Raw genomic sequence first — 26,412 nt, forward strand, 5'->3', positions numbered from 1 at the left:
CGGGAGATTATCGAGTGCGACATTCTCCCGGAGGACTTTCTACTGCACCGTCAGCATAACGGTAATCGTGTGCACTAATGTTACGTTGCCATTAGCCGCAGTACCGATGACATTGATGGTGTATGCCTGCTGTGGGTGCCCGAAATAGCCACTATTACTACCGCAACCACTGATGCCTGCCATAGCCGCGAAGCTTAGTATGGCTCCAAAGCCCAGCAAAAGCGGTCGCAGTCCACGCATGCTACGTCGCATTCGACGCGTAAAGGGCAACAGAAGCAGGCCAAGTGAAATTGTGCCAGCACCAAACAGCTCTCCATGATGAAGTAATGCGGTGCTGGCGGCAGTTTGAATCTTCATAGTGAAACTCGTAGCGGTAGTTCCCAAAGTGATTGTCGGCGGGGTAAAGGTCGCAGTAGCACCGGGAGGCAGTCCCGTCGCAGAAAGCGTGATGGGGAAGTTGAATGCTATGGCTACTGGAGAGATCGTAAATGCGAAGGTCGCTGCCTGACCTGGGGCGACAGTTTGACCTGCCGTGGGTGTGGTTTCAGCGAAGCTGAAGTCAGCAATAGACTGCAGGATCGCTGAAGAGGTGCTCGTGCTGAAGTTTGAATCCCCTGCGTAGACGGCCTTGATGCTGTGTGTCCCAGAGTTCAGCGTGCTCGTCGTCAGTGCGGCAGTGCCGTTACTAAGTATCTGGACCGAACCTATCAGCAGCGTGCCGTCATAGAAGGAAACAGCTCCTGTAGGAGTCACCGCTACGATGGGCCTAACGGTCGCCGTAAAGGTGACGGGCTGGCCGGCAAAGGTTGAGGTCAAACTGGAGGTTAGTGAGATCGTAGTAGTCGACTGTGACGAAGCACCAGTCAACAGAACACTTTGTGGAACGACTCCATTACCACTAAAGACTACAGAACCGTTGGTCATGCCCTGAGCTGTCGGTTGAAAGACTACATTCTCAGTGCAGCTAGCACCTGCCGCCAGTGTAATGGGCGAAGCAGAGCAGGTTCCGGTGTTACTCGCTAAGAAGGGGCCGGTAAAGGCAATGGAAGAGACGATGATCGGAGCAGAACCGGCATTAGATAGGGTGACGGTTTGCGGAGTACTTGCGACTCCGATAGTCTGGACCGGGAAGGAAAGAATAGGAAGGTTACCACTGCGGATACGTTGGTTCAGGGTATCTGCGATCGTAATATTGCCTAGTACATCGGCAGCGCCAGAATTAGGTGCGTTTAATACCGCGCTCGTAGAAGCGCTACCATCCCCACCGAAGCCCTGCTCACCTGTCCCAGAGACTGTAGTTATGGAACCTCCTCCGACTTGGCGAACACGCTGGTTATTTGTGTCTGCGATGTAGAGGCTTCCAGCCGCATCTACCCATACGCCGCTTGGTTTGGCCAATGTTGCAGAGGCCGCAGCACTGCCGTCGCCCGAAAAACTGCCTGCGAATGTGACGATACCTGCCCCAACGACAGTAGAGATTGTGCCGTCCGATGCGATCATGCGGACGCGTTGATTATGACGGTCCGCGATATAGATCTTTCCCGCCGGATCGACGGCGATTCCGGTGGGCAGATCGAGCGATGCTGCGGTGGCAGCGCCGCCATCTCCCGCATAGGATTCTTCGCCGTTGCCCGCAATCGTGGTGATTATGGTGCCACTGATCTTACGAATTCTTTGATTGTTTGTATCCGCGATATAGAGATTTCCGCTTACATCAACAGCGACCGCACTTGGCAGCGCGAGGGTAGCTGCCGTCGCCGGACCTCCATCTCCCGAGAAGTTTGGAACTCCCGTTCCGGCAATTGTAGTTATCGTACCGTTGACTACCGCACGGATGCGGTGATTGTGAGAGTCCGCAATGTAGAGGTTGCCGTTGCCATCGACCGCGACCCCTATTGGAGTGTCCAGGAAAGCAGAGGTTGCCTGGCCCCCATCACCACTGAATCCGGCAACGCCAGAACCGGCGACGGTAATGACGACACCTGATTTCAATACCTCGCGAACGACATGGTTTCTGGCGTCGGCTAGGAATAGATTGCCAGCTTTGTCATACGCCAGCGATTTGGGAGAAGCAAGAGTTGCAGCCGTGGCGTTGCCATTGTCGCCGGTATAACCAAGAACACCCGTGCCAGCGGTCGTTGAAATGCTGCGGCCAGGTGTGACGGTCAATATTCCTTGCGAGTACAGTAGAGGGACGAAGACCAGCGAGAGCGCCATCGTTATGAGTCTCTTGCTTCGCACTTTTAATCCCGTCAAGGCGCTCATCCTGTTCCTTCCAATCTTCGCGGTATGCGCTACACAAGAAACTTATTCACTGTGTTTCGTTAACCCCTACCGGCTCGATTGAGCCCGCTACTCTCTCCAACCGTTGATCATGCCATCATGCATCGTTCTACTCTGATGATCGCTTCACTTGCAGATAGATTGTTTGCTGTTTAGATAAGAGAATGTCTGTTATCGCCTTGGCGGGCCCCAGTTCAAAGGCCAGAAAAGAACCGTAACAATAAATGTTTTCCATTTCCAATCATCCTTCCAATGAGTTGCCCTGTTATTCAACATTGGTTATTGTCGGCAGCGCCTGACTGAAAATTCAGAGACTAGTCGCAGGAGAAAAATGAGTAGAAAGTAAAAGTACCAGTTCCACTAGGTCCGCCTGTGACTACTAAAGTAAGCGGAGTCCCTGCTGCAACAGAGGTTCCGGTAACGGTACAAGTTGCCGAGGGAGAGATGGGAATGCTTCCGGTTGCGCCGGCGCTGGTGATGGAACAAACACCCCCTACGGTCGTTCCCAAGCTCCAAGTGCCGGCAGTATTTGCATTGCCGGTAGCGCTCGCTGCAGAGATCAATGCGGGAATGGCTGTATAAAGCTGGAAGGTCAAGCTGGTAAATGGAGTGACGTTATAAAGGGTATAGGAAGGCGTGCATGCACTTGGTGTAATCGTCGTGGTGAACTCACCCAGATTGATACCCGAACCAGAATTTCCACCACCTGATGCCGGATTGTTATAGATGATGTTGGAGCTTATCTGGTGGGCAGACACGGAGTAAGGAATCCCGGCTGGTAAGGCCCCTGTGTTCCCGGTAGCCGAGCCAGTTGCGCCTGTAGCGCCGGTCGTACCAGTAGCTCCAGCTGGTCCTGTAGTACCAGCGCCTGTCGCACCGGTAGCCCCTGTCGAACCTGTTACGCCAGTAGATCCGGTCGCCCCTTGCGGAAGCAAGACACTCCACTCCGCTACGGTAGTGGGCGGAATAGCGGTAATGGAACCATTGAAGGTGTCGATGTACAGAGTACTGTTGAAGGTCACAACATCATTCAAGTGGTATGTCGTTGACGAACTATACGCCCCCGTGAAGTTGACGCCTGTGGCTCCTGTTGCCCCCGTACTGCCAGTCGCTCCTGTTACACCAGTTGCACCAATTACGCCGGTTGCACCTGTGGCTCCCGTGGTGCCCGTGTTACCTGTTGCGCCCGTAACGCCTGTGGCCCCAGTGGATCCCGTGGCTCCGATCAGCCCAGTCGCTCCGGTTGCTCCTGTAGCGCCTACGTTCCCTGTTGGACCTGTGGCTCCTGTTGTTCCAGGTACCCCCTGTGGTCCTATTAGTCCAGTGGCTCCAGTCGCACCTGTTGCGCCGGTCGCTCCGGCGACGCCACCAGTTGTCGCTACCCAGGATGCAGGCGTCGATGCTGGTGGCTCATTCGTTGTTGTCTGGATTGCCAGATAACTCAGGCCCTCTGAAACTACAACCGAGCCAGCCGGGTAAGTCGTGGCTGTAGAGTAGTTACCACCCAGAAATGGTCCGGTCTCACCTGTTGCACCAGTAGCACCCGTTGGGCCAGTTGCACCGGTGTTACCTTGAAGCCCTGCAGCGCCTGTGGCTCCAGGCAAGCCTTGGGTGCCCGTAATTCCTTGAAGGCCCTGGGCTCCTGTTGCGCCAGTTAGGCCGGTCGCGCCCATCGAAGTAATAGTGATGTCGAGAGTGGCCGCATGTCCTGTCTCGTCATTTTCTTTACTGTCGATGAGAATATTCGCTGCTGAAGAAGTGAGCGCAACACCATTGTTGCTACTGGGGGTTGTTACCCAACCCTGCACCAAAGAAGTCACATCGAGCACGACGTATTGTCCGGCTAACGACGCTGTAAAGTTGTTGGTCGCAGCTCCTAGAGTCGGAGTGGTCGCGTAAGTGACGCTAGATTCACCCCATGCCGACGTTACGGGAGCGACACTCACAACGCCGCCTGCATTGACGCGATTGATATAGAGGGTCAATGTGGCATGCGAGATCTGACTGGAGATAATGCCTGCTGGAAGCGAACCCAACTCGAACTGGAGAAGTCCTGTGTTGCCATTTCCAACATATAAGTTGGCAATCGTGCCGTAGTTGGTCGCAGTACGCGTCGAGTTGACGTGGGCGTCCCCGATGAGAGCAACCTCGGTTGCATTCGCGATAGAAGCGGTGAGAGCGAGGGTTAGGAAGGTGGCGGATAGAAGAACGATTGAGGGACGCTTCAAAACGCACACTCCTTCTCAGAGAGCTGTTACTCTTGCCCGGGCTAGGATTAGCCAAGGGATTGATCTTCTGAGACAACTCGAACCAGCATTTTTTGAATCACCGATCCACAAGAGCGTGCATCAGGTGAATTACTGCGATACCAGAAACATGAATCCTTGAGACGCGATTTAGCATACAGGCTAGATGCAATATGTCACCATGTTTATTTGAAAATTAGTAACTATATTTATTGAGCGACTTAGAAAGTAGGAAAGGGCTTGTGCCGGATGAATCTATCTACAAAGCAGAGGAGCCTGGGAATAATCGTATTATTGGCAATTTGCCTTGTTTATTCCAATTCAATGACAAATGGGTTTCACTTTGACGACTTCCATACCGTTACAGACAATCCCTCTATTCGAAGTTTGAGAAACGTACCGCATTTTTTTACTAATGCCTCAACATTTAGCGTACTTCCCGCAAATCGGACTTATCGACCGTTTGTCTCTGCTTCGCTAGCTTGGGACTACATGCTCGGCCGAGGTTACAAACTCTTTTGGTTTCACATCACTACTTTCATTTTATTTCTGCTCCAAATAGCTCTAATAGCCAAGTTTTATTACCTGTTATTGGATAAAGTCAGAGATTCGGTTGCTAATCGATGGATAGCATTAGTTGGCGCCGCCTGGTATGGATTGCATCCCGCTATGGCCGAAACGGTTAACTATGTCATCCAGCGAGGTGATCTATATTGCACACTTGGCTGTGTGGCGGCGTTGTATATTTTTGCTCGGTATAAGTCTCTACGTCGTACTGGTACATACCTTGTTCCACTTACATTTGCGTTACTTTCCAAGCCTCCGGCTATAGTATTTCCCGTTCTTCTTTTTCTTTACGTCTTCTTTTTTGAGGCAGTGATATCGCGGATCAAGAAGAGCTTTTTGGCCATAATCCCCTCTTTGTTGCTAAGTGCTCTTCTCATCTGGCTACAGTGGACGATGACGCCTAGATCATTTTCCCCATCTATTATCTCGCCATGGGCTTACCGTCTAACCCAACCCTTCGTCTGGCTTCGCTATATAAGCGCTTTATTTTTTCCTTTACAACTCAACGTAGATACAGATTTAGCACCCTTTGCTCATCTCAACCTCCGTGCATTGGCGGGGTTATGCCTCCTGATCTTTTTAGGTTTGAGTATCTGGTTTACATCCAGACGTCGCATTTTTTATCCCATCTCCTTCGGTCTGTGTTGGTTCGTCCTCACACAACTTCCGACCTCTCTCTATCCCTTGTCCGAGGTTGAAAACGACCATCGCATGTTTTTTTCTTTCGTGGGGCTGATATTGGCTGTCATTTGGTCTATATGGCTCTTGCTCGTTCACTATCTGGATTTAGAACATAAAGTAACGAATCGACTCTGGCTCCGTCGCGTAGTTGTGGCCACCGTATGCCTGGTGCTTACCAGCTATGCGTTTGGCGTTCATGTACGCAATGTTGTCTGGAAGGACGAAGAGTCGCTATGGTACGACGATGTCGTTAAATCCCCGCATAACGGTCGCGGCTTGATGATCTATGGTCTCACCCAGATGAATAAGGGCTTGTATGCCACAGCACTCGAGTACTTCGAGCGCGCTCTTCTCTATAGTCCAAACTATCCTACTCTGGAGATCAACCTTGGTATCGTCAATGGTGCTTTAGCGGATGCTGGTGATCAGAGTCGCGCCCGCGAAGCGGAACGACACTTCCAGAGAGCAATCTCGTTGGCACCCAACGACGATACCGCACATGCGTTCTATGGTCGTTGGCTTAATCTGCATAGCCGTTCACCAGAGGCTATTACGCAACTACAAAATGCCGTTGCGCTCAATCCACAACGCATCTTTCAGCGAGAAGTCCTCGTCGACGCCTATAACCGAACGGGGGACGAAGTTGCCGCGCGAAAGACCGCGCAAGACATGCTTTCGATTGCACCAGACAATGTGTTGGCAACACAGACCTTGGCACATCCGCCTACTCAGGATGTTTCCTTTTGGGTCAATCTCTCGATGATGCAGTTTCGACAAGGTCATTTCTCTCAGTCGATCGCCTCTGCCCGTCACGCACTCAAACTAAATCCAAATTCCGCTGAAGCCTACAACAACATTGGAGCGGCTTATGGAGCAATGCACCAATGGGACGATGCCATTAGCAATGAGCAGAATGCGCTTCGGCTACAGCCGAACTTGCAGATTGCCAGAAATAATCTGAGCTTGTACGCGCGAGAGAAAGGAAGTTCTGATTCGCCAGAGTCGGCAATCGAGTATCTCGAAACATCGCTTCGGCTCAATAGGGAAGGCAAATATGAGGCGAGCATTAAGGCCGCCCAGAGTGCAGTACGTCTGAATCCCGGATTGGCAGAGGGGTGGAATAACATCGCTGCTGGTCAGGGAGCTTTGCATCATTGGAACGAGGCGATTACGGCGGCAGAACGAGCCATAGCGCTCAAGCCGGACTTTCAACTAGCTAAAAACAATCTTGCCTGGTCCCTGGCGCAGAAAAGAAGAGAACGTCCTTAAGTTCTTGCGTCAAGATAATTCTGGTGGCCGTCGAAAGACAAATGTGCGTTGAACCGAGAAACTTACTAGGCTAAGCAATATGTCGACCGCAACTTTCGCGGCATAGACGTTCCATCGCAAATACGTGGTCAACAGCCATATTAATAAATAACTAAGCGCTGCTATCGCAGCCACCAATGCATAATAGCGCAGCAGCATACCTTGAATAGAGCCCCGGCTTTGGAAGACGAACCGTCGATTCACTGCAAAGTTAACTAGCGAGCTCAGCCGCCCTACAGCGACACTTATAGGCAAATTATGGGTAATGGCAAATGTAGCCGAGAAGCCCGCGAAATCTACTCCCGCTGCGATTAAAGAAGAGAAGTAAAAACGAACGAGCATGAAATAAATGCGCATCGAGTCCCAAAAGGGATTGAAGTGCGAAGATTTATTTCCGTCGAGGTAAATAGTCTGGATTGGCACCTCAAGCGGTTTGCCGCGTAGGCGACAGAGATGCACCAGTACAGTCATCTCATACTCGTATCGTTCTCCTTCAAGGATCATTAGTTCTGGAAGCATGCTACGGGAAAAACCGCGTAACCCTGTTTGGGTATCAACGAGTTTAGTGCCAGTAATGAACTGGAAAATATTGCGTGTTAGTACATTGCCGAATCGGCTACGCAAAGGCACGTCCTCCCCGAAGGTTCTAACACCCAACACCATCCTGTCGACAGACTTTTTCGTCGCTTGAGCTACGTGCCGAATATCTTCGGCTCGATGTTGACCATCTGCGTCTGCAGTCACCAACCAGTTGCACTTTGGCAGCTGGACAAGAAGGTGATTGATACCCGTCTTGAGCGCACGCCCTTTGCCTAGATTTACGGCATGGTGTAACACCTGCACGCTGGCGATCCCGCTTAACTGCTCAAAGAGCGGTTGGTACTCCGTTGAGCCGCTATCGTCAACAATAAGAATGGAGGCAAAGCCATAATCTACAAGCGCAGAAACCAAAGACAGCAAGGTCAGATCAGGTTGCCGGGCAGGGATTAAAATAGCCAGCCGGGTAAGGTCGCAGGGAGGATTGCTATCTACTAATGACATTGGCAAACCAGCTTATCGGATGTGCAGTGCACTCGCATACCAGTATGTCTTTGTCAGACTGAATATGCCAGTCAGATCGCGCGTCACGTACTTTCTCTACACCAATTACATGGTGTGCGGGCGGTCCACAATTCTTCCAGCGATATGGGTATGCAGCGCTCGCTCCCTACGTTCATAGGAGCCACAACTAAGCATGGGAAATCATCCGAAATCCCAGTTGGTGTCTCGCCGATATCGAAGGTTGCCTAAGTAATTGATTAAATGGTCGGGGCGAGAGGATTCGAAGCTCTAATTGAACGTTTCGTGTCATCTCGCCGGTTCGCAAGTATTTCATTCTATTGTCAATTGGGGCGCGGTCATCTCAGGGAGTCGGACCGCGTTCTCTGTGCGCCGCGAGTGTCCGCTGGTCGGAAGGCTCGTTGCCGTTGCAGACGCGATTCGGACGGAGAAACGTTCCAGTATTCGCCGAGGCGTTCGACGACATGAACACTGAGAACGGCGCGCCGCTCTGCAGTGTGACGATTCCCGTCAAGTCCCATCCTCTAATCGCGGCGTCAACGAATCCATTGGTGTGTTTTGTATACTGGTGGCCGCGACCGACCGGAAGCTGATAGATCGGGCTGAACGTGAAACGATGACGGTGATCAAAGTCGGACAGGCCATAGTCCGCTGAAAGATTGCGTGGGTTCTAAATGTTCATGCGGGATTCGCTGGAAGAGGAGTTGCCCCCCGGGTCCCTGATCCAGGCTGCGGCTCCAAGTATAGGCTGCGAGATACTGCAGTCCATGTCACGCGCGTTATTCGGCCGAAAGTTGCAGTGCGTTGTAGCTCGAGACGCCGCGGTTTTCCCACGCTGAAATCGACGAGTATGCAGCATAAGGCTGCCGCGCCAGCACGGACCCAGGGCCAGGGATCGCGACATCCTCGTTCAGCGTGATACCGAGGTGCGTGTCCTTGGAGTCCGCATACGATCCCCGCGCCGCCAGCGAGTTCGTCACCTGACGTTCCAGCGTCAGATTCCACTGGTAGACAGACGGCGTCGGGTTGCGTTGCGGAAAATACATCACGGTGGGAACATTCGGCGCAGACGGCACCAGCGGAATACCCGTCGACGTCGACAAGCATTGCGTCACGCCATCGCAGGTCGTCGAGAACGTCTGCGCAAATGGATAGTTGAGGAACAGACGTGCCGAAGATCCCGTCTCTTGCTCGTCAAAGAAGTATGCGCCAAGGGCAGAGCGGACGACGTTCTTATCGCCTAGCTTGCATGCTAAGCTCATGCGCGGAATGAAGTTCAGCTTGCGGGTCTGGATGATGGCACGGCTGTACCCACCTTGACTGGCCAGGGCAATGGTTCCTCTTCCATCGGGCGTCGCAGCGATGACGCCGTCATCTGGAATAAAGTTCGACTGCCGATCCTTGCGATCAATCGGCGATGTGAACAGGTCATATCGAAGTCCAGCCACCGCCGTAAGCCGGGACGTCAGGCGCCACATGTCCTGCGCAAATGCACCAAACTCCGTGTAACTGATATATGGAGTACCCTGAGGCAGAATCGACTTTGTCAAGCTCACCGGAGTCCCCAGCAGGAAGTCCGCAAAGCCAGAGCCGCCCGTACCGGAACCATTATTCGTATACGCGCCCGTAAAGCTCAGTGCGCCGGAAGGCGCGGACAGTTGGTTGAAGCCGAAGTTATTGTGAACCGCGCTCGCGCCAAAACGGAATGCATGCGCGCCATAGTTGTACAGCACGTTATCGGAGATCTGAATCGTGTTCTGGTGCACAATCTCTGGCTGGAAGCTGGCGCTGTATCCGCTGAAACCTGAAATCGTAAGACTGGCCAGACCCGTGCCATCGGTGTTCGAAATCGTTCGCTCCCGGCAGGCCCAGCGCGGCAGACGTTTTGTATCCGCTATCCAGCGGAGTCACCAGCAGAATGAAGCGCGTGTAGCCCAGCGCCCGTTCGTTCACTACGTTCGAAGAGAACATGTGCGTCTCCTGGAACGTCGCCTGCATCGACGGCGCATGATTGTTCCGGTTCGCCCCGGCAAAGGCCTGCGGGTTGAACGTGCTGCCGATCAGGACCGGTGTCTTTGGAAAGCCCACATCGGCGCGGCCATTCGTGTACTGGAAGAACATGCTGTCTTTAGGCGAGGCAACATAGTCGAAGCGCACATCGTACTGGTGCTGAATGCTGACCTGCAGATTGTTGTAGCGGAAGGTATTCGCATTCCCGGCAATATTCGCCTGCGGCAGAATCTGCAGAAGCTTAACAGCTGCGGGATCAAACCGCGAAGGATCAATACGGTTTCCCGGGAACTGTGTGCGGCTCTTCGTCGTCGCGACATACGTTGCGGGTCATTCAAATGGGTCAAACACTATGAGTTCGGTAGACTCTGTCTGTTCAGAGCCTCCGATGACTATCGCACAGGAGTCGAGGGTCCCTTATGGCGCTGGGGTCAAGGTATACAGATCGACACCTCCGTTGTAATTCGGCACGTAGATGTGGCCGCCGTCAATTACAGGTGGGTCGAACTTGTTGAATAGGAATTGCACACCGTGAGCCTGTGAGTCCCATAAAACTTGCAACGTGCCATTTGCAGCCAGGTGTACGGGATCGTAGATCAGAAGTCTTCCGTTGCCTACGACCTGATTGGCATTCATGTAAGGGATGGTGCACGCCAGGATCGCTGAGTTCAAATCGGACCCGTTGCTAGAACCCGAGCAGAATCCACCAGTCATGCCTCCCGGTGACGCCCCACGCACATTCGCGCTGGCGAATTCATTGCCCTGAGCCAGATACGTGAGTGTGCCGGTGGAACTCACCTTCCACTTATGCAGCTGGTTGTTCTCACCCCAAGCGAAGATCGTCCAGGAGTTCAGAAGGGGGTCGAAGAACTGCACGGGTGTCATGTGCATGTGCGCCGTGTCGCCCCATGGAAAGAAGTTGAGGGTCATTGGATTGGGTGGACAGGGACTCACGGGACCGGGATCTACCGTCAGCCAAACGGGAGGCGCGGCCAGCTTCGCGCAGTTGGTTGCTGGATTCCGTAGATCTGCCGGCTTCGTGCCTCCCATATTAGCCGTCTTGATCGGGTAGCCGATACCGTCCTTACCGGTTGCGACACACAGACCCAACGAAAAGATACAGGCGGGTCCTGCCGAGCCCCAATCCTCATCCGCCCATTGCCCTTGCGCCATCGCCTGTGGCACCACGCGCACCGTCAACTTGCCGTCGTTGGCGATCTCGCCTACTACCTTCGCGTTGCGTAGGTTCATGTTCATGCCCCCGCCGACCGGCATGCTCATCGCATCGGAAGGTGCGCTCACTCCGGCCACCTTGTTCTTCGGCGGTGCCACACCTCCGCTGCGTGCGAGATCCGTCCAAGGAGTCCAGTGGTCAACGACTTTCAGGCTGGCGGCGTTACCTGCGCTCGCAGGCGTATATCTAATCTTCAGGAACGATTCACCGAACTGTCGGACACCGTCGAAGTCCCCGTTGCCGGTCGTGACGTAGAGATCGCCGTTAGGGTCGGCTGCCGCTCCTTGGCCGCCCATCCATACGCCCGCGCCTTCGCCCTCGGTCATCGCTAACATGGCTGCCATTGTGTTGGAAGCGACATCGAACGCGAAGCAGTAGCCGGCGGCACCAGCGCTTGTCTCCTGGATGGTGCCAGAACACCCGAATACCGTCTTTACGCCGTTGATATTGGTTTCCACCAGCGACGACCGCTGCTTGCGCGGGAACTTCGGATTTACGAACGACTGCCCGTTGCTCGTTCCGCTGATGAGTACCGGCTCCGTGGCGAGGCTTCCGTCGCCCATGTTCAGCACAAACATGAAGTAGCGCGCGATGTTGGGATTGGTGCTGGGCGCGCCAGCAGGCAGCGGCGTTCCCTGTGCGTTCGGCAGCACCCAGCAAACTTGGTAAAGCCGCTTGAGGTCCGGGTCAATCACACCAGTCGAAATGCACCCCCAGAACTGGTTGATCTGCCACATGTCGATCGCCTTCGATCCGGTGACGGGCGTACCCAACGTAGTCTGCCAAATGCTCGACCCATCATGCGCGTCCACGCCGCGCACGACGTTTGCCATCGAGGGCAGCACCAAGACGTCGCGCGTGCCCCGCTGGGTTAGGACGCCGGGCAGGATGAGCGGCTGCGCTTCCATGCCGCGCGCGTCACCGACGAGCGGAATGATTGTGACACGCGCGATACCCCTGCTGGCCACGCTGGCCTGCGTGAGCTGAGTCTCCTGTGAGTTCCATCCTGATCTGCCGTTGTCCGCGGACCGTGTGAGCCAAGGGACCATTGTCTGCGCTGCTAAGGGCAGACATCCAAGGCAAACCACCACGCCGCACACCCATCGAATTATTGAGAATACCGTTGTCTTCCTCATCCTTCTACCCCCATATACGTCACTTCGAGTTCAAAACTCTGTCCGGCGTCCGTCAATCCGGAGCCTTCTATCGAGACCGTGTGCCATCCCGCCTGCTTTGTGCGGCCGATGTGATTGTTCGCCCCGCCGCCGACGCGTGCGGTCGAAACAGTGTCTCCACTCGCAGCCGAACGTACGGTGGCCATTAGAGAAGCGCCTATCGGTATCTGCGCCTTAATCCGCAGCGATACTTCGGAACCCTTGGTGCAATGTAGGCGTTGAGGCAGGAATTGTTCTGAGTTCACAGCGGGTCGTACATCGAGGTCGGCTGCACCAAAGTATCTTTGCGTCGTTGGAAACGTTCGCGAAGGGAAGGGATGGTTCACACCGGCTGGAGCGAAGCAGAGAAAAGACTCGCCCCGTGAAAACGCATTCGACGGAATTGTGAACGTCGCATTGCCGTTGCTATCGGTGAAGATATCTCCGTGGTGGCCGGTGTAATCATGGAGATGGCGGTTCGGCCCAAACGGAGTACCGCATGTGATAGTTCGCGGGGTCAGTGTATTGAAGTTCAACGCCGTTAGCAAACCACCGCTCTGCCCAATCTGGCCGCCGTCACCGTCGCGAGAGCCGACATGCACGTCGCGGTCGACCCAACGGACAACATAGTTGCCGATCGCGAACATCCGGTTTATCCAGCAGAGATTGTCGATCAGCGGCTTTAGCCCATAGGCTCCAGGCCAGACTCCGTTGGAAAAATAATCTTTTCCATACACGAGCGCCAGCCGCATCGGGAGCGACAGCATATACGCGTACGCTAGACCCTTATTGGAAACCACTTGTTGGCCTGCACTGGTATCGGTATCCGGATTGTCGACAAAACCGACTGCCAGCCCGGGGTTCATCTGCCAGTAGCCCGCCGAGCCCGCTACCAACTGCGTAGCATCAAAATCGTTGCAGGCCGCCTGGATGCGGAAATGCAGTGTGAAGTCTTCCACAGCCGAACGGCCATTCATCGGAGGCGATGTCGCCCATCCGTTCAGATTTGCGGGGTTGCCGTCGAAGAACTCGCTGTAAAAAGTCGCCTCGGGAAGAGCATTCATGATGCGTCGCACGGCCGGCGCATAGGTCCCCTTCGTATCGTCAAAGCGGAACCCCACCGCACCGGTTCGAGCTTGAGACCATTTCAGGTAATCGATAGCATCGCCTTCGGTTACACCTGCTGGGTGGCAATTTTGATAACTCAACTCGCGACCGAAAGGGTTGTCGTCTATAGGGACGGGCACATCGTCTTCGCGGCAAAACGGCGGGACCGGTCCGCCGCGAAACCATCCGGGAGTGGTCTGGCCGCGACCGTTTATCGTCACGCCGTCCGCACCAGGATAACGGAAGATCCCTGGACCTCCGTTTTCTCCACTCATCTGGTGCAGCACTAGATCAGCATAGGTCTGACATCCGTGCGTGTTGAGCGCGGCAACCGCGCTCATAAGACTTTCGAGCGATCCGTAACGCGTGCCGTTTAAATTGCGCCGTTGAAAGACACCATAGCCATCGCAGCCAGGAGCAGTACCACCCTGCGCCAGCGACCAGGGAGGCAATTGAACAATATCGAAGCTCGCTCCGAGCATGGGGGCGACGCCGCGGAGGAAATCCCAAAGCCAGGGTTTGCCGGGATCAGTGGGTGGTGCCGGAACGGTAACTTTATTTCCGGCTCTATCGAAAAAACGCCCCCAGGCAATGAGTCCGATTGCCATGATGCACCTATTCCGACTATTCGAGAAATAGTCGACTGAGATCTATTACTCTGTGGCCCAGTGGTGGTGCGTGAATTAACGTACAGGTGTTTTCTAACAGCGCAACTGGCAGAGCGCAACAAGTTCTTGCAAACTTTCCCAAATTACTATGCGGCTTTGTTCGGGCGCGAAAAGTTGGCACACAAACCCGACTCGACGATTAGTATCCATAGCACGCACTCAGGGCCAAATACCAAAATCATCTAGTACATGGAGAGCTTTATGAAGCTAGAGCAGGATCTTGTCTTTCGGCCCTTGCCACCGATCGCCGATACCAATCACTTTCCCTTCGGTTCGACCAACCCGCTCGATCCCATCACAGAACTTGTAGGGAACTGGAGCGGCAAGGGTTTCAACGTCATCTGGCGTCCCTTCTTTTCCGCTGCTCCGGCTCCACCTCAGGACCGCTTTCTTGAACTGAATCTAACCAACGATGCCATTCAGTTCGACGTGATCGCTGGCCCCATCCCGAACCGCGGACTACTGCAGCCCGATATCAACATGTTTGGTATCACCTATCTCCAACAGGTGCAGGACGCGAACGTACATGCTGCCTTGCACATTGAACCAGGCATCTGGGCTGTCGTTCCGCAAACCACTAATCCTGCGGAGGTGGCCACAGTCGTTAGAATGGGTTCGATTCCCCACGGGACCACGATCCTCGCCCAGGGGACCGGCACCCTCGACGTTCCTGGGCCGCCCGCCATTCCCGACGTCGACATCTTCCCCTTTCCGATCGGCGATCCTGGAGCACCCATCACAAACTTCCCTGAGCAGACTCTTGCCACTCCAAGCGTCTTTCGTTCGCAATCGCCACAAATCAATGGCATCACACAGACGATGGTCAACAACCCGAACTCCGTACTACAGGCGGCACTGCTCGGGCAAACAATCTTGCATACCACGACTCTGCATGTTTCCACGGTCGCTCCCGCACCGATCGATGGAGGTGGCACCGCCAACACCGCATTTCTGGCTGGCGCCAACGCACCAGGGGGTGGCCCCAATGCCGCCGCAGTAGTAATGGACTGCACCTTCTGGATCGAGCTTGTGGCCGGATCACCGAACTTCTTTCAACTCCAGTACTCACAAAAGGTGTTGCTAAACTTCAACGGTTTGAGTTGGCCACATTTCACCGTGGGAACACTGACGAAGAATGTGCCTGTCGGCGTTCCGGTTCGAACGGTCGACCCAGACATCCCGGCTGCTCTCTTTGAACAAGCGCAGAAGCCGATCAATCCGGACGTTGGTGCTCCGGTGCGCTCCACTACGGTGGCTGCCGCGAGACATCAAAAATGAATGACCCGCTTCACGCGTGGGCTCGATCGCGAGCCTACGCCCATGCCGCATCTGCGGTTCGGGGGCGTTCCCCTGCGTTACGTCCAAAAGAGCCAGCTTTCAATCGATTAGAAACCTATCTCGGCGACCTCACTTTGGATCTCCTAAGAGATCGAGACGTACATCGTTCGCCCACGATAAGCACTCCAATCCAGTCACTATTTTGAGCTGTCGCCCGCTCCAAGGACCATCTTTTCGTTGTGATGTTTCGGCCACGACAATTACTTATGTGAAAGGACGGTCTTACCGTGGCGAAGCCTGCCTTGCAGCTCTGGAATTGATATTTGGGCTACGGGTAGTTTGTCGTGGACTGCGATGGCCGCCGCAATGCCCGCAGCCTGGCCTATGATCGTAATTCAGAAGATCCAGCTCCGTTATGGCCTTAACGGACCCTAATGCAGAAGATGTATTCGTCTAAGCTCCACATTCAGAATGTGGAGGCGGACGGCGGAAAGCTGAGCTTCTTCCTGTACATTTCGGCAGCAGTACGTAACTAATTGAAACTTCGTGGCAAGGACCGCTCCTAAAACCACGTTCCAAGCGGGATTTCCCCGCTATTGGACCCTTTCGAGTACCTCCAAGAGAGTAACCACAGTGAGAGACACCCGCCTGACCTGAAGTAGGAATTCGAACCATTACTCGCATGATCTGCGCGAGCTGTTGAACGGAGTGCTGTTTGTGATCCAAAGGTCGCACGCTAGAGTGTGTAAATGTAACGCATTCAATGCTTTGCTCCCTCTAAGGAGATGAAGCGGCGAGTGTATCGTAGCCACGAACTGAACTGGGGGGAACGTCGTTTGAAGATCGGGGATCATCCTGCTCTCATACCTCATCGCCCAAAGCTTGGAAAGAGCTTCAAGTTGGTTTGCGGTGACAGATACAATAAAGATGATGAATTCTGTGCCTTCTACTGCAATCGATTCGTACCGGCCAACGAAAGTGATCGAATCGAGTGCCCACCTTCCATGGGAAGGGTTCGTTGTAGAAAAGAGCATCAGCCCTCCCGGAACCCTGCTTCCAACGTCCTTGGATAAGCATTCTATTTGGCAGGTGGGTTCTCTCGCGGTACGTGGCGAACGAAGCACGCGACGTGGAGGTTTTGCCTCCTATTCAAAGGCGCCAGGAGATATCACGATAGTGCCGGCAGGACCCATTCCCGATGTGCGCTTGTTTACTAATGCTGAGTTGATCTGCTGTACGTTCGACAAGAGCTTCACCGAAGGTATTTCTGGCGAGGTAGGCCATCGACTATCCGATGTCCCTGTATTTAGTCTCTCGGTGCGCGACGCCACGACAACTCGCCTACTTGACTTACTTATGGAAGAGTTGGAAACCGGCGCTCCGTCCGGCCAACTGTATGCGGAATCCCTTGCGCAAGCGCTAGCCGTTCGCTTTTTGACAAGCGCCTCCGTTTTGTCGAGGCGGCTTCACTCGCAAGCTTCCCCTCTGCCCCCGGCAATACTCCGAAAGATCAAAGACGTGATAGAAAACAACTTCACTCAGAAATTATCTCTGAAAACCCTTGCGTCAGAAAGTGGGTATAGCAGAGCTCATTTTCTTCGGATGTTTTATGCGTCGTTTGGGGTAACTCCGCATGACTATCTGGTGGACCGTCGTCTTAACCATGCAAAACATTTGTTAAGGCGGGAGCGTTCATCCATAGCCGGCATTGCAGTGGAGTGTGGATTTTCAAGCCAGGCACACATGACGAGCCTATTCCGGCAGAAATTAGGAGTCACTCCCGGATACTTTCGTAGAAGTTCTTAGGACGACTGAGATATATCCAGTCTCAACATCGTGGTCGCACCAAGTCGCACTAATCTGAAATCCTGCGCTTTTTTCTGAAATCCCATTCTGTCACCGTTGCTCCAGGATAGAGCAAGGAGTGATATGAAGAACCACGAGCAGATATACAAATTCGAGTCAGAAGTATTTCTTCGCCAAGTCAAAGCCAACCAGGCGAGTCTGAGATCGAACTTGCTGTCCTCCTACGACTTTATCGTCTGTGGGTCCGGATCATCTGGTTCGGTAGTGGCTCGCCGCCTCGCTGAGATCGACTACGCCAGTGTCTTACTGTTGGAAGCGGGCGGCGACGACGAGATTTCTGCGGTCTCGGAATCAAACCAATGGCCGTTCAATATTGGATCGGAACGCGACTGGGCCTTTACAACTCGTCCTTCTCGGCATTTGAACAACCGATCTATGGGCCTTCCCATGGGCAAGTTACTTGGCGGTGGGTCGAGTATCAACGCAATGATTTGGTCGCGCGGGCACAAGAGTGATTGGGATTTCTTTGCAGAAGAATCCGGCGATCCGTCCTGGAACTACGAATCCATACTCCGCACGTATAAACGAATCGAGGACTGGCACGGTTCACCGGATCCAAGCCACCGAGGAACGGGAGGACCCGTGTTCGTACAGCCTGCGCCAGACCCTCACCCCATGGCGCTTGCCATGCTGGAGGGGGCCAGAAGTGTCGGAATTCCTACCTTCGACAGTCCAAATGGAATCATGGTGGAGGGTGCAGGCGGTAGTTCTATTGTCGACACAAGAATTCGAAACGGAAAGCGTCTCTCCGTCTTTCGTACCTATACCTTCCCCTACATGGATCGGCCAAATCTAACCGTTCTTCCGAACGCGCTCGTTAGCAAGGTTCTTTTTAACGGTAAGCGTGCAACTGGTGTCGAGGTCGTCTATGAAGGGAAGGCGATCCGCATCAGTGCTGACCGTGAGGTAGTTCTGTCGATGGGAGCCATCAACACTCCAAAGGTGCTCATGCAATCCGGAGTGGGAGATGAAGCAGAACTCCGACGCCTTGGTATCCCGGTCGTCCAGCATCTTCCAGGTGTGGGCAAGAACCTCCAGGATCACGTCGGAGCAAGCTGCATTTGGGAGACGGAGCAGGATATCGTTATGCGCAATAACGGCTGCGAAGCAACGTTCTTCTGGAAGAGTGACCCCTCACTTCCTACACCCGATTTGCAACCCTGTCTGCTGGAGTTTCCCTACCCGAGTCCCGATATAACCGGCAGTTACCCGCTGCCACAACGGGGATGGACACTGTTTGCGGCACTTGTCCGGCCGAAGAGCACAGGACATATCCGGCTGACAGGATCGGGTCCATTAGATCCATTGGAAATTCACCCGAATACGTTGGGACATCCTGACGATGTACAGGCGCTCATTCGAAGCGTGGAACTCTGCCGCGAGATTGGCAACTCGGCGGCCCTTCGGTCATTTGCTAAACGCGAAGTTGTCCCAGGAAAACTCACAGCAAGCCAAATAGATCAGTTTGTTCGGAATGCCACCTTGAGCTATTGTCATCAGACCTGTACTGCCAAAATGGGGCGCGACGACATGTCGGTTGTGGACAGCCACTTGAGAGTCTACGGAGTGGAGAATCTTCGCATCGCAGATGGATCTATCATGCCCCGCGTAACTACCGGAAACACCATGGCGCCGTGCGTCATCATCGGAGAACGTGCCGGGGAGCTAATCAAAGCCACTGATCGGGTTGGGTGAGCCGCTGGTTTCGCGCATCCGGCAGATCCCGGCGTGGCCGGCGACCCACTTCGGAGCATTGGGGCAGTGTTCCGAATACGCCCGGATGAACCGTCAAGACCGTCGAGGTCAATCTACGCGTTAGAGATTCGTGAGAGCTTCAGGGTAGGCTCTAAGAACAGCCGCGCTTTAATCTTTATGGACGCCGCGATGGGTTCCCGATCATCGCTTCGACTTGTGTTCGAGAAGATCAAATGCCTCGTCGATATAGTGCGTCAACGGATGAGCCGCGTCTTCCTGCCGCCAGTTCTCTCTGGCAATCCGAAGCGTCCCGACGGCCATCATGGCGTCCATGCGTAGAGTAGGCCGCCGAGTCTGATCCGGCCACAATTCGTACATCGCATCCGCCAGCACTTCTTCCGCCTGAACAAGAAGCGCCTCTTTGCGTAGGCGAAGCGTTTCTATCGATCGCAGGATTCGGTCCGCGACGATGGACTCCTTGGTCTCATACGTCGAGGCAAGGGCCAGGAAGGTCTTCCGGGCGGCGGCGATTGGCGATTGCTTCGGCGATTGCTTGAGGAAGGTCGGACGCAGGGCGTCCGCGAACTTGCCGCCCTCATGCGCCAGCAGAACATCCTCTTTCGACTTCAAATAGTAGAAGAACGTGCGCCGCGATATTCCCGATGCTGCTGCGATCGCATCGAGCGTCGTCATCTCATAACCATTTTCGACAAAGAGTTTCAGACCGATTTCGGCAATCCGGTCAAGCGTCAACTGGCGTTTGCGTTCGCGCAGGTCGTTCGGGATTTTTTCTGGTTTAGCCACCTTGTTCAGTTTGACGGCAGAGGAGTTCTATTGACAAATTTACACTGAGTGCGATAATTTACACCTAGTGCAATTTTGTTGCACAAGGAGCTCTATTATGCCGTCGTCAAAGGTTTGGTTCATTACTGGTGCATCGCGAGGGTTTGGCCGTGTCTGGACAGAAGCCGCCCTGAAACGCGGCGACAAGGTTGTCGCCGCTGCACGAAATCCGGAGGCGCTCGATGATCTCGTCAAAACTTACGGGGATGAGGTCCTGGTTCTACCACTCGATGTAACGGATCGCGATGCGGTCTTCAAGGCGGTCGGTCAAGCGGTCGCACATTTCAAGCGCTTAGATGTCATTCTGTGCAACGCCGGTTACGGTTACATGGGGGCCATCGAGGAGTTGGACCCCGAGCAGGTCAGAGCCAACTTCGACACCAATGTGTTTGGGACACTCTCGGTCGTTCAGGCCGCGCTGCCGATCTTACGGGCACAGGGCGGCGGTCACATCCTGACGGTATCGAGCATCGGCGGCATTATCGGTTTCCCGACCGGTGGAAGTTACACTGCCAGCAAATTTGCCATCGAAGCGATGTCGGAAGCGCTGGCGGGCGAAGTGGCAGCGTTCGGAATCAAAGTCACGATCATAGAACCGGGCCACTTCACCACGGGTTTTCGCTCAGGCGTGAAATCGCCGTCGGCCATGGAGACCTATAACCCGATACGCCAGGTCATTCGTTCGTCGTTCAAACCCGAAGATTTTGGCGATCCCTTAGCAACCGCCGCAGCGATCTTCAGCGCCGTGGATGCCAAGGAGCCGCCCCTTCGCTTAGTGCTCGGTTCGACTTCGACAACGATTGCGAAATTCAAAGCGGCCTACGAGGCGCGGATGAACAACTGGGATAAATGGGAAGCCGTATCGAACGCAGCTCAGGGCGAGCAACATGCATAAAACGGCGTGGTCTGGCCAGCCATGGCGAGCCAAGACTCGCCTTTTTCTGTTGCCCTCGCCATCGCACGAGTTGTCTAGAGCAGGACACACGAGATCGACGCCGTCGATGCTTGAGGGTACGATGAGCACCGGTGAGAACAATTCCAATCTCGTATCGTGTCCTCGATTGGGCTGGCAAGATCGAAATTAGCGTGGTGGATACATGGCGAATAAAGCCCTGACCAAAACGATCTTTCCTGCTTCACGTTAGTTCGAATGTTTGGATGGGAGATCCTGACGATGAAACTACTACTGCTGGGTGCTACCGGGTTGGTGGGAAGCAAGACACTGAAACTCGCTCTCTCCAATGGCGCTATTTCAAAAGTGATTGCACCAACACGAAAGCCACTGCCACCGGACGAAAAACTAGTGAACCCGGTCGGGGCATGCCTGGAGGAGCTTATTCCGATTCTGATGTCGTGCAAGCCGGATGCGGTCATATGCGCATTGGGAACAAGCCAGGCAAAAGCAGGCTCGAAGAAAGCGTTCCATTATGTCGATTACGAACTATCGGTTGCATTGGGCAAAGCTGCGCATACTGCCGGCGTAGAAACGTATGCGATTGTGTCTGCCATGGGCGCATCTCCCGATTCAAGGAGCCTCTACTACAGAACCAAAGGAGAGGTGGAGAGGGACATCCAGGCAATCGGATTCCGATCCCTTACGATCTGCAGACCCAGCCTCATTGACGGAGAACGAAATGAAGCAAGGGCTACAGAGGGAGCGGTATTGACGCTGCTTCGACTTCTAGCTCCGATCCTGCCGAAAAAATTCCATGTCAATCCGGCAAATGTCATTGCTGCTAAGTTACTCGACTCAATCATCATCGCAACCAGAGGGTGTCATTGGATCTACGCTGAAGAAATGAACTGAGAATCGCAATGCAGTAAACATTGGTTGATGTCGGTGAGTGATCAATGTTACTCCGTCCCGTCATGGAGGCAGGACCCAAAGCGCTAAGAAGTTGGCTTGCCATCAGTTAGAAGGAAGTATCCTGCAGACCGCAGCAGGTTCTTCGCGATGGGCACCTCCAATGGAGCCCTATTTGCAGAGTGCCTCGCCTGCGAATTGTCCACGCAGTATCAGTGCGATCGCTGGCACACTGCCGGTTGAGGATGCCGAAAGCGCCACCCAGTTCGTCATGTAGCCGTGGTGCAGATCGACGGCACAGCCGTCCCGATCATGCCATACGAAGGAGGCACGCTCACCCATGCTGGGGATGGCTTTCGATGGTAGGCCGCCCTACGGTAAAAGCGCTCGCTGGCGGTACATCATCAGTAGGCCGGACGGTGTTTCGTAGATGGTCTTCGGCCTGAATTACCGCTCGAGCGATACGTCGACGACACCAGCTGCAATGGCCCCAAGGTCGGATGAATAGGAAGCACTGGTGTTGAATCGCGCATCGCTAGCGCATTGCGAGAAATCCATCGAAACCTCAAAGGTCTTGAATGATTGAGCGGGAATGTCGCCGACGGTGATCGGGAATGCCGTCAAAAGCGAAGGTTGGCAAGATCCTTTTCCGCTTGCTTGCACGAAAGAAAGCGAGTTGAGTTGCGCCGCTTTTAAGTCTTCTTTCCCTAAATTGGCAAGCTCCAACGTCCAAGTGCGATCGTCCGATGAGCCTCTACGAGAAATGAAACCCATGACAAGCCTACTGGCCGGTACGGGAGGCCCGATGACGATCTTGTCGATTCCGGGAGCATCATCTTTCCCGCCGCCCAAGGTGATGCTGTTTTTGCCGTCCTTTAACGATATGGGGACGACCACGCTTGTGGGTAGTGAATCGCTATCTCCTGTGAGACTGAGCTGAAATGGCTTCTCGTGATTGACCGTGACCCAAAGATACCGACTCCCCTTTGTCACAAAATCGATCTCCATCATGTACATCCCAGCGCCGGGAGCCACAACATTGTCGAAAAGAACATCGTTGTCCGGCTTTCCGCCGAGAGTGATAACCTGCGTGTTTCCCGAACAGTACACGCAGGGAGCATGCGTCGCGTTCCCCTCAAGGACGCCAACTTCGGCATCGTAGACCACTATCTGAGAGTTCGGGAGATCTCCGTTGCCAATGATCGTGACGCGGTCGAGATAGGGAGCGATGCCAGTAGGATTCTGAAACCGGATAATGTTATCTCCAGCCTTCAAGAACACGGGCACAATCGTGTTCGACGGTATGCTGAAGCTGCTGCCGCCGATCTTCACGGCGGTTTCGGCACCTCCATTGACCTGATAAAAGAGATCGCTCGGCCCATTCGTCGCGGCATCGATTTTCATGCGGTAGATTCCAGACTTCGCTACATGCACTCCTTGGATGTCGACGTAATTTTCCTTTTCCAGCCCTAGCTTGACCACCTCGTGCCCGGAAGCGCAGGTGGTAGGGCAACGAATAAAGGCTGTCTTTCCGTGCGTCACTCCCAGGAACGCCAAGTACCCCTGGGACTTCTGTTGGTCCACAGTTCCGGATTTGGTGACGCGCAAGAGCCGAACGCCGTGGCCCAGGACGACGCTTGAAAACTTCTGCTTGAATTCACCAAGGTCCTTGCGGTTCCACACATCGCGGACGTTCGATGCGTCGATAAAGCCAAGATCTTCCCACCTCACTGCAACCTCCGCTGGAAAAGCGTTGAGGTTGAAGAGCGCAACGTAAAACGCTCCATTGCCCAGATCGCTGACCCATACCGGCATAAGTCCACCGGCGAGCTGGGTCGCAGGCGCTCCCGTCTGGTCCACTCCAAGCACCTCATCGTTTGTCAGGAGGTTCGTCCCATTGGTATCGATGGCGCCCATGTCGCCACCAAGATAGAGCGGCGCATTGGCCATGGCCCACAGGGTGATCGCCGACTGTTGCTCCACACTCGATAAGCCGGTAGACGCTAGGGTTCCGATTTCGAGCGGCCCTAGATCGTTCCACCCTGTTTGAAAGCTGGCGAACGTTTGCCAACCTATCAGATCAAACCATCGTTCCGAAGTCAGGGCCCAATCGGTGAGGGTACTGCATGCGCCTTTGCATTCGATCGCCGCTCCAATGCGACGGGCGTTGGTATAGGTTCCCCATGTGTTGAAGTCACTCAGCTCGACTCCGGTCGATACGGTGAGCCACATGGGGCGTCCTGCTTTGCTAATTGCTTGAGCCCAGGCCTGAACCTCTTGCTGGTTGTCCACGGTCAACACACCCAACGCGGGCGCGACACCGTCCAGCCTGATGTAGTCCACACCCCACGACGCGAACAGGTTCACGATCGAATTAACATAAAGTTGTGCGGCCGAGTTGCTGAAATCAATCTTGTAGTTGGAGAGAGCCGCTGTCGCGTCGGACGCCGCAAAAACGTTTCCCGGAGCGTTGGGCACAGCGAGGATATCCTTCACGTAGCGCGTGCTCCCAGAAATGAGAGGGTTAGCTTGAAGGACCTCTTGGGGGATGCCGGGCCGCCAGTAGATCCCAGCCTTCTGCCCATTTTGGTGAATATGCGAAATCAAACCCGCGATGTCTGTGAAAAGTGTTGGATTCGGGGTGGGGCGCCTGCTAGAATCGTAACCCTTCTGCCAGCCGTCGTCGATGTTGATGTACGTGAAGCCGTGTTCTTCGAGGACCGAAGAGTTCAGCGCGTCCGATTGCGCTTCGATATTGGCTTGAGTCAGGAAGCCATTTGATTGGGTCTGTGAACTGAAACTGCTCCAGCCCAGATACGGGTGCGCAGCAACGCTTGTGGACTGTCCGAATCCCTGGGCAAGACTCGTTATCGCCAATAAGGATCCCCAGCGAAACCGCCTAATTGCGGATCGGCTCCGAACGCGCACTTGTTTCGCTAATTGAATACTGATTCTTGACATCCTGGCACCCGATGACGCAACCGCGCAAAGCGCAGCCTTCTCAATTTTGGTATGAGGAATGGACGATATGACCCTACAAAAGTCACCTCACACAATAGGTGGAAAATCAGATCGCAACCACGAGCCAAGACGGCGCCGGTATCTCTTCACCCAGTTACACATAGCGATTCTGTCCGCCAAAACTGTCGATACCGAGAACGAACATCACGTCAGCGAGCGATTACTGCTCTCAGCGGAGAATCTGGCTCAATGGCGGTTCGATGGCGTCCGGAAGTTGTACGCCGAGAATCTTGGCAATCGTCGGAGCAACCTGCAAGTTGGAGATTGTGCCCAAATGGATCCCAGGTTTGATCGACGCGCCGGAGGCGACAAAGAGCGCCTGCATGTCGGGCATGGTGTTCAGATATCCATGCTGACCGCGCGGAGGGTTGTTCCTGATAAGCGGCCCGTCGACACTATCACTGAAGGCATAGTCCGGCGCGGCGGTAAGGTAGAGTTGCGGTGCCTGATCCGAAGCTGTATCCGAAGGCAAACCGATGTACTGCGCTTCATCGTTGGTATAGACCCGCGAAACTCCGGGTAAACCAGCGAAGTATGCCTTCAGCTTCGGCAATAGCTGCGCACGGCGGCTCGCATTGCGTATATAAAGTGATGCAGAGCCTCCTTCGGCCTTGACCCAGACATCCCCAACGTACCCGTTGCCCTCCTTCCGAATCAGTCCCTGGTCTACAAGAGCAACATTGGGAGCAATGGTGTGAGTATAGGTAGCGAAGCCGTGATCCGAGGCGAGTATGAAGGTTGTACGATCTAATGCGCCAGCACTGCGCACTGCATCAACGACACGCTGCAGACAGTGGTCAGCGTAGGCATATGCAAGATACGCCGCTGGGGTGAGCGGGCCATATTGATGCTGGGTAGAATCACTTTGGAGGAGGTGCAATAGCAGCAGATTTGGAGTGTGCTTTTCGATGATATCGACTGCGGCATCGGTCCAAACCTGGTCGCGCCATGCTGCGCTACTCTTTTCGCCGAACTTCTCGACTTGCTCTCTGGTGACAATGCCATGCGCGATCAGCTCTTGAGGGATCACATCATGAATATCGGGCTTCTCGCCGAACTGCCACTGCACGCCCTTTGCACCATAGATCGCCACCCAATCGACTTGCCCGGTGGTAAGCCCTTTCTCAGCCGCCGCCTCATAGAGCGTTCGGGCATGGACCAGTTTGTCCTTGTCAACCCATGGCTCGATCTTTGGAGCGCTGCCATCCGTGGGAAAAGTAATAAGGCCGTTTGCCATAATGTAGTGCTGGCTCGCATTCACTCCGGTGATGAGGGAGGTATGGTTCGGCCAGGTTACAGTGGGGTTGATCGGCTGCATGGCCATCGCAACTGCGCCCTGTGCAGCTAGAGCGCGCAGGGTTGGCATGGGCAGACGCGGGTCCTCGAGCGCACGAGCCGGAAAGCCATCAATCGTAATGAGAATGACGATCGGTTTTTTAGCTCCATTATTAATGGGAGCTTGTGCCAGTACGACAGTGCATCCTACAACGGCTGTCAACAGTAGGAGAGACATCTGTTTCAAGAGAATCCGTTTCTGCGGCTTCATATGCAGCACCGCAATCGTGTAGATCTTATCCACGCGAAGAAG

General features: G+C 54.2%; 18 protein-coding genes. 6 read left to right on the top strand and 12 right to left on the bottom strand.

What is annotated here, in order from left to right; translation table 11 throughout:
* Nucleotides 1-39: 39 nt before the first annotated feature.
* On the bottom strand, nucleotides 40-2,217 hold the full coding sequence (locus tag HB393_RS17305) for an Ig-like domain repeat protein (protein WP_213806441.1): 2,178 nt from the start codon (nucleotides 2,215-2,217) through the stop codon (nucleotides 40-42).
* 380 nt (nucleotides 2,218-2,597) lie between these two features.
* Entirely contained in the window at nucleotides 2,598-4,511 is a 1,914-nt protein-coding gene (locus tag HB393_RS25550; RefSeq protein ID WP_213806442.1) for a DNRLRE domain-containing protein, read from the bottom strand.
* Between the two features lie 267 nt (nucleotides 4,512-4,778).
* Here HB393_RS25550 and HB393_RS17315 point away from each other — a divergent pair, with 267 nt between their 5' ends.
* Nucleotides 4,779-7,046, top strand: a complete 2,268-nt coding sequence (locus HB393_RS17315; RefSeq protein WP_213806443.1) for a tetratricopeptide repeat protein — start codon at nucleotides 4,779-4,781, stop codon at nucleotides 7,044-7,046.
* A gap of 9 nt (nucleotides 7,047-7,055) precedes the next feature.
* On the opposite strand, the gene HB393_RS17320 is transcribed toward HB393_RS17315, so the two are convergent.
* From HB393_RS17320 to HB393_RS17345, 6 genes are all read right to left on the bottom strand, one after another.
* A complete protein-coding gene (locus tag HB393_RS17320; protein WP_213806444.1) occupies nucleotides 7,056-8,126 on the bottom strand; it encodes a bifunctional glycosyltransferase family 2/GtrA family protein in 1,071 nt (356 codons plus the stop codon).
* 361 nt (nucleotides 8,127-8,487) lie between these two features.
* Complete coding sequence (locus HB393_RS17325) at nucleotides 8,488-8,658, bottom strand: hypothetical protein (RefSeq protein WP_213806445.1); 171 nt, start codon at nucleotides 8,656-8,658, stop codon at nucleotides 8,488-8,490.
* A gap of 265 nt (nucleotides 8,659-8,923) precedes the next feature.
* On the bottom strand, nucleotides 8,924-9,910 hold the full coding sequence (locus HB393_RS17330; protein WP_213806446.1) for a TonB-dependent receptor: 987 nt from the start codon (nucleotides 9,908-9,910) through the stop codon (nucleotides 8,924-8,926).
* Nucleotides 9,879-10,301: a hypothetical protein gene (locus HB393_RS17335; protein ID WP_213806447.1), complete on the bottom strand. Its 423-nt coding sequence runs from the start codon at nucleotides 10,299-10,301 to the stop codon at nucleotides 9,879-9,881. Before HB393_RS17335 ends, HB393_RS17330 begins: the two co-directional genes overlap by 32 nt.
* 270 nt (nucleotides 10,302-10,571) lie before the next feature.
* Nucleotides 10,572-12,437: a hypothetical protein gene (locus HB393_RS17340; RefSeq protein ID WP_213806448.1), complete on the bottom strand. Its 1,866-nt coding sequence runs from the start codon at nucleotides 12,435-12,437 to the stop codon at nucleotides 10,572-10,574.
* An 83-nt stretch (nucleotides 12,438-12,520) separates the two neighbouring features.
* The gene (locus HB393_RS17345; RefSeq protein ID WP_213806449.1) at nucleotides 12,521-14,257 is read right to left on the bottom strand and encodes a hypothetical protein; all 1,737 of its coding nucleotides are present in this window, start codon (nucleotides 14,255-14,257) and stop codon (nucleotides 12,521-12,523) included.
* A 261-nt stretch (nucleotides 14,258-14,518) separates the two neighbouring features.
* On the opposite strand from HB393_RS17345, the gene HB393_RS17350 reads away from it, so the two are divergent.
* From HB393_RS17350 to HB393_RS17360, 3 genes are all read left to right on the top strand, one after another.
* Nucleotides 14,519-15,595 (top strand): heme-binding protein, encoded by a 1,077-nt coding sequence (locus tag HB393_RS17350; RefSeq protein ID WP_213806450.1) that lies wholly within the window; start codon nucleotides 14,519-14,521, stop codon nucleotides 15,593-15,595.
* A 927-nt stretch (nucleotides 15,596-16,522) separates the two neighbouring features.
* Nucleotides 16,523-17,401, top strand: a complete 879-nt coding sequence (locus tag HB393_RS17355) for an AraC family transcriptional regulator (protein WP_213806451.1) — start codon at nucleotides 16,523-16,525, stop codon at nucleotides 17,399-17,401.
* Between the two features lie 123 nt (nucleotides 17,402-17,524).
* Entirely contained in the window at nucleotides 17,525-19,156 is a 1,632-nt protein-coding gene (locus HB393_RS17360) for a GMC family oxidoreductase N-terminal domain-containing protein (protein WP_213806452.1), read from the top strand.
* 201 nt (nucleotides 19,157-19,357) lie between these two features.
* Here the strand turns inward: HB393_RS17360 and HB393_RS17365 are convergent, their stop codons facing one another.
* Nucleotides 19,358-19,960, bottom strand: a complete 603-nt coding sequence (locus tag HB393_RS17365) for a TetR/AcrR family transcriptional regulator (protein ID WP_213806453.1) — start codon at nucleotides 19,958-19,960, stop codon at nucleotides 19,358-19,360.
* Nucleotides 19,961-20,057: 97 nt separating this feature from the next.
* Between HB393_RS17365 and HB393_RS17370 the strand changes: the two genes are divergently transcribed.
* The gene (locus tag HB393_RS17370) at nucleotides 20,058-20,894 is read left to right on the top strand and encodes an SDR family NAD(P)-dependent oxidoreductase (protein ID WP_213806454.1); all 837 of its coding nucleotides are present in this window, start codon (nucleotides 20,058-20,060) and stop codon (nucleotides 20,892-20,894) included.
* 279 nt (nucleotides 20,895-21,173) lie between these two features.
* Nucleotides 21,174-21,806 (top strand): NAD(P)H-binding protein, encoded by a 633-nt coding sequence (locus HB393_RS17375; protein ID WP_213806455.1) that lies wholly within the window; start codon nucleotides 21,174-21,176, stop codon nucleotides 21,804-21,806.
* A 168-nt stretch (nucleotides 21,807-21,974) separates the two neighbouring features.
* On the opposite strand, the gene HB393_RS17380 is transcribed toward HB393_RS17375, so the two are convergent.
* The 3 genes from HB393_RS17380 to HB393_RS17390 all read right to left on the bottom strand — a co-directional run bounded on the left by HB393_RS17380 (nucleotide 21,975) and on the right by HB393_RS17390 (nucleotide 26,403).
* Nucleotides 21,975-22,145 (bottom strand): hypothetical protein, encoded by a 171-nt coding sequence (locus HB393_RS17380; protein WP_213806456.1) that lies wholly within the window; start codon nucleotides 22,143-22,145, stop codon nucleotides 21,975-21,977.
* Nucleotides 22,146-22,250: 105 nt separating this feature from the next.
* The gene (locus tag HB393_RS17385) at nucleotides 22,251-24,680 is read right to left on the bottom strand and encodes an alpha-galactosidase (protein ID WP_213806457.1); all 2,430 of its coding nucleotides are present in this window, start codon (nucleotides 24,678-24,680) and stop codon (nucleotides 22,251-22,253) included.
* Nucleotides 24,681-24,993: 313 nt separating this feature from the next.
* A complete protein-coding gene (locus HB393_RS17390; protein ID WP_345945272.1) occupies nucleotides 24,994-26,403 on the bottom strand; it encodes an alkaline phosphatase family protein in 1,410 nt (469 codons plus the stop codon).
* Between the last annotated feature and the right edge of the window lie 9 nt (nucleotides 26,404-26,412).

Source organism: Granulicella sp. dw_53 (assembly GCF_018449545.1).
In the GTDB taxonomy this organism is placed as follows: domain Bacteria; phylum Acidobacteriota; class Terriglobia; order Terriglobales; family Acidobacteriaceae; genus Edaphobacter.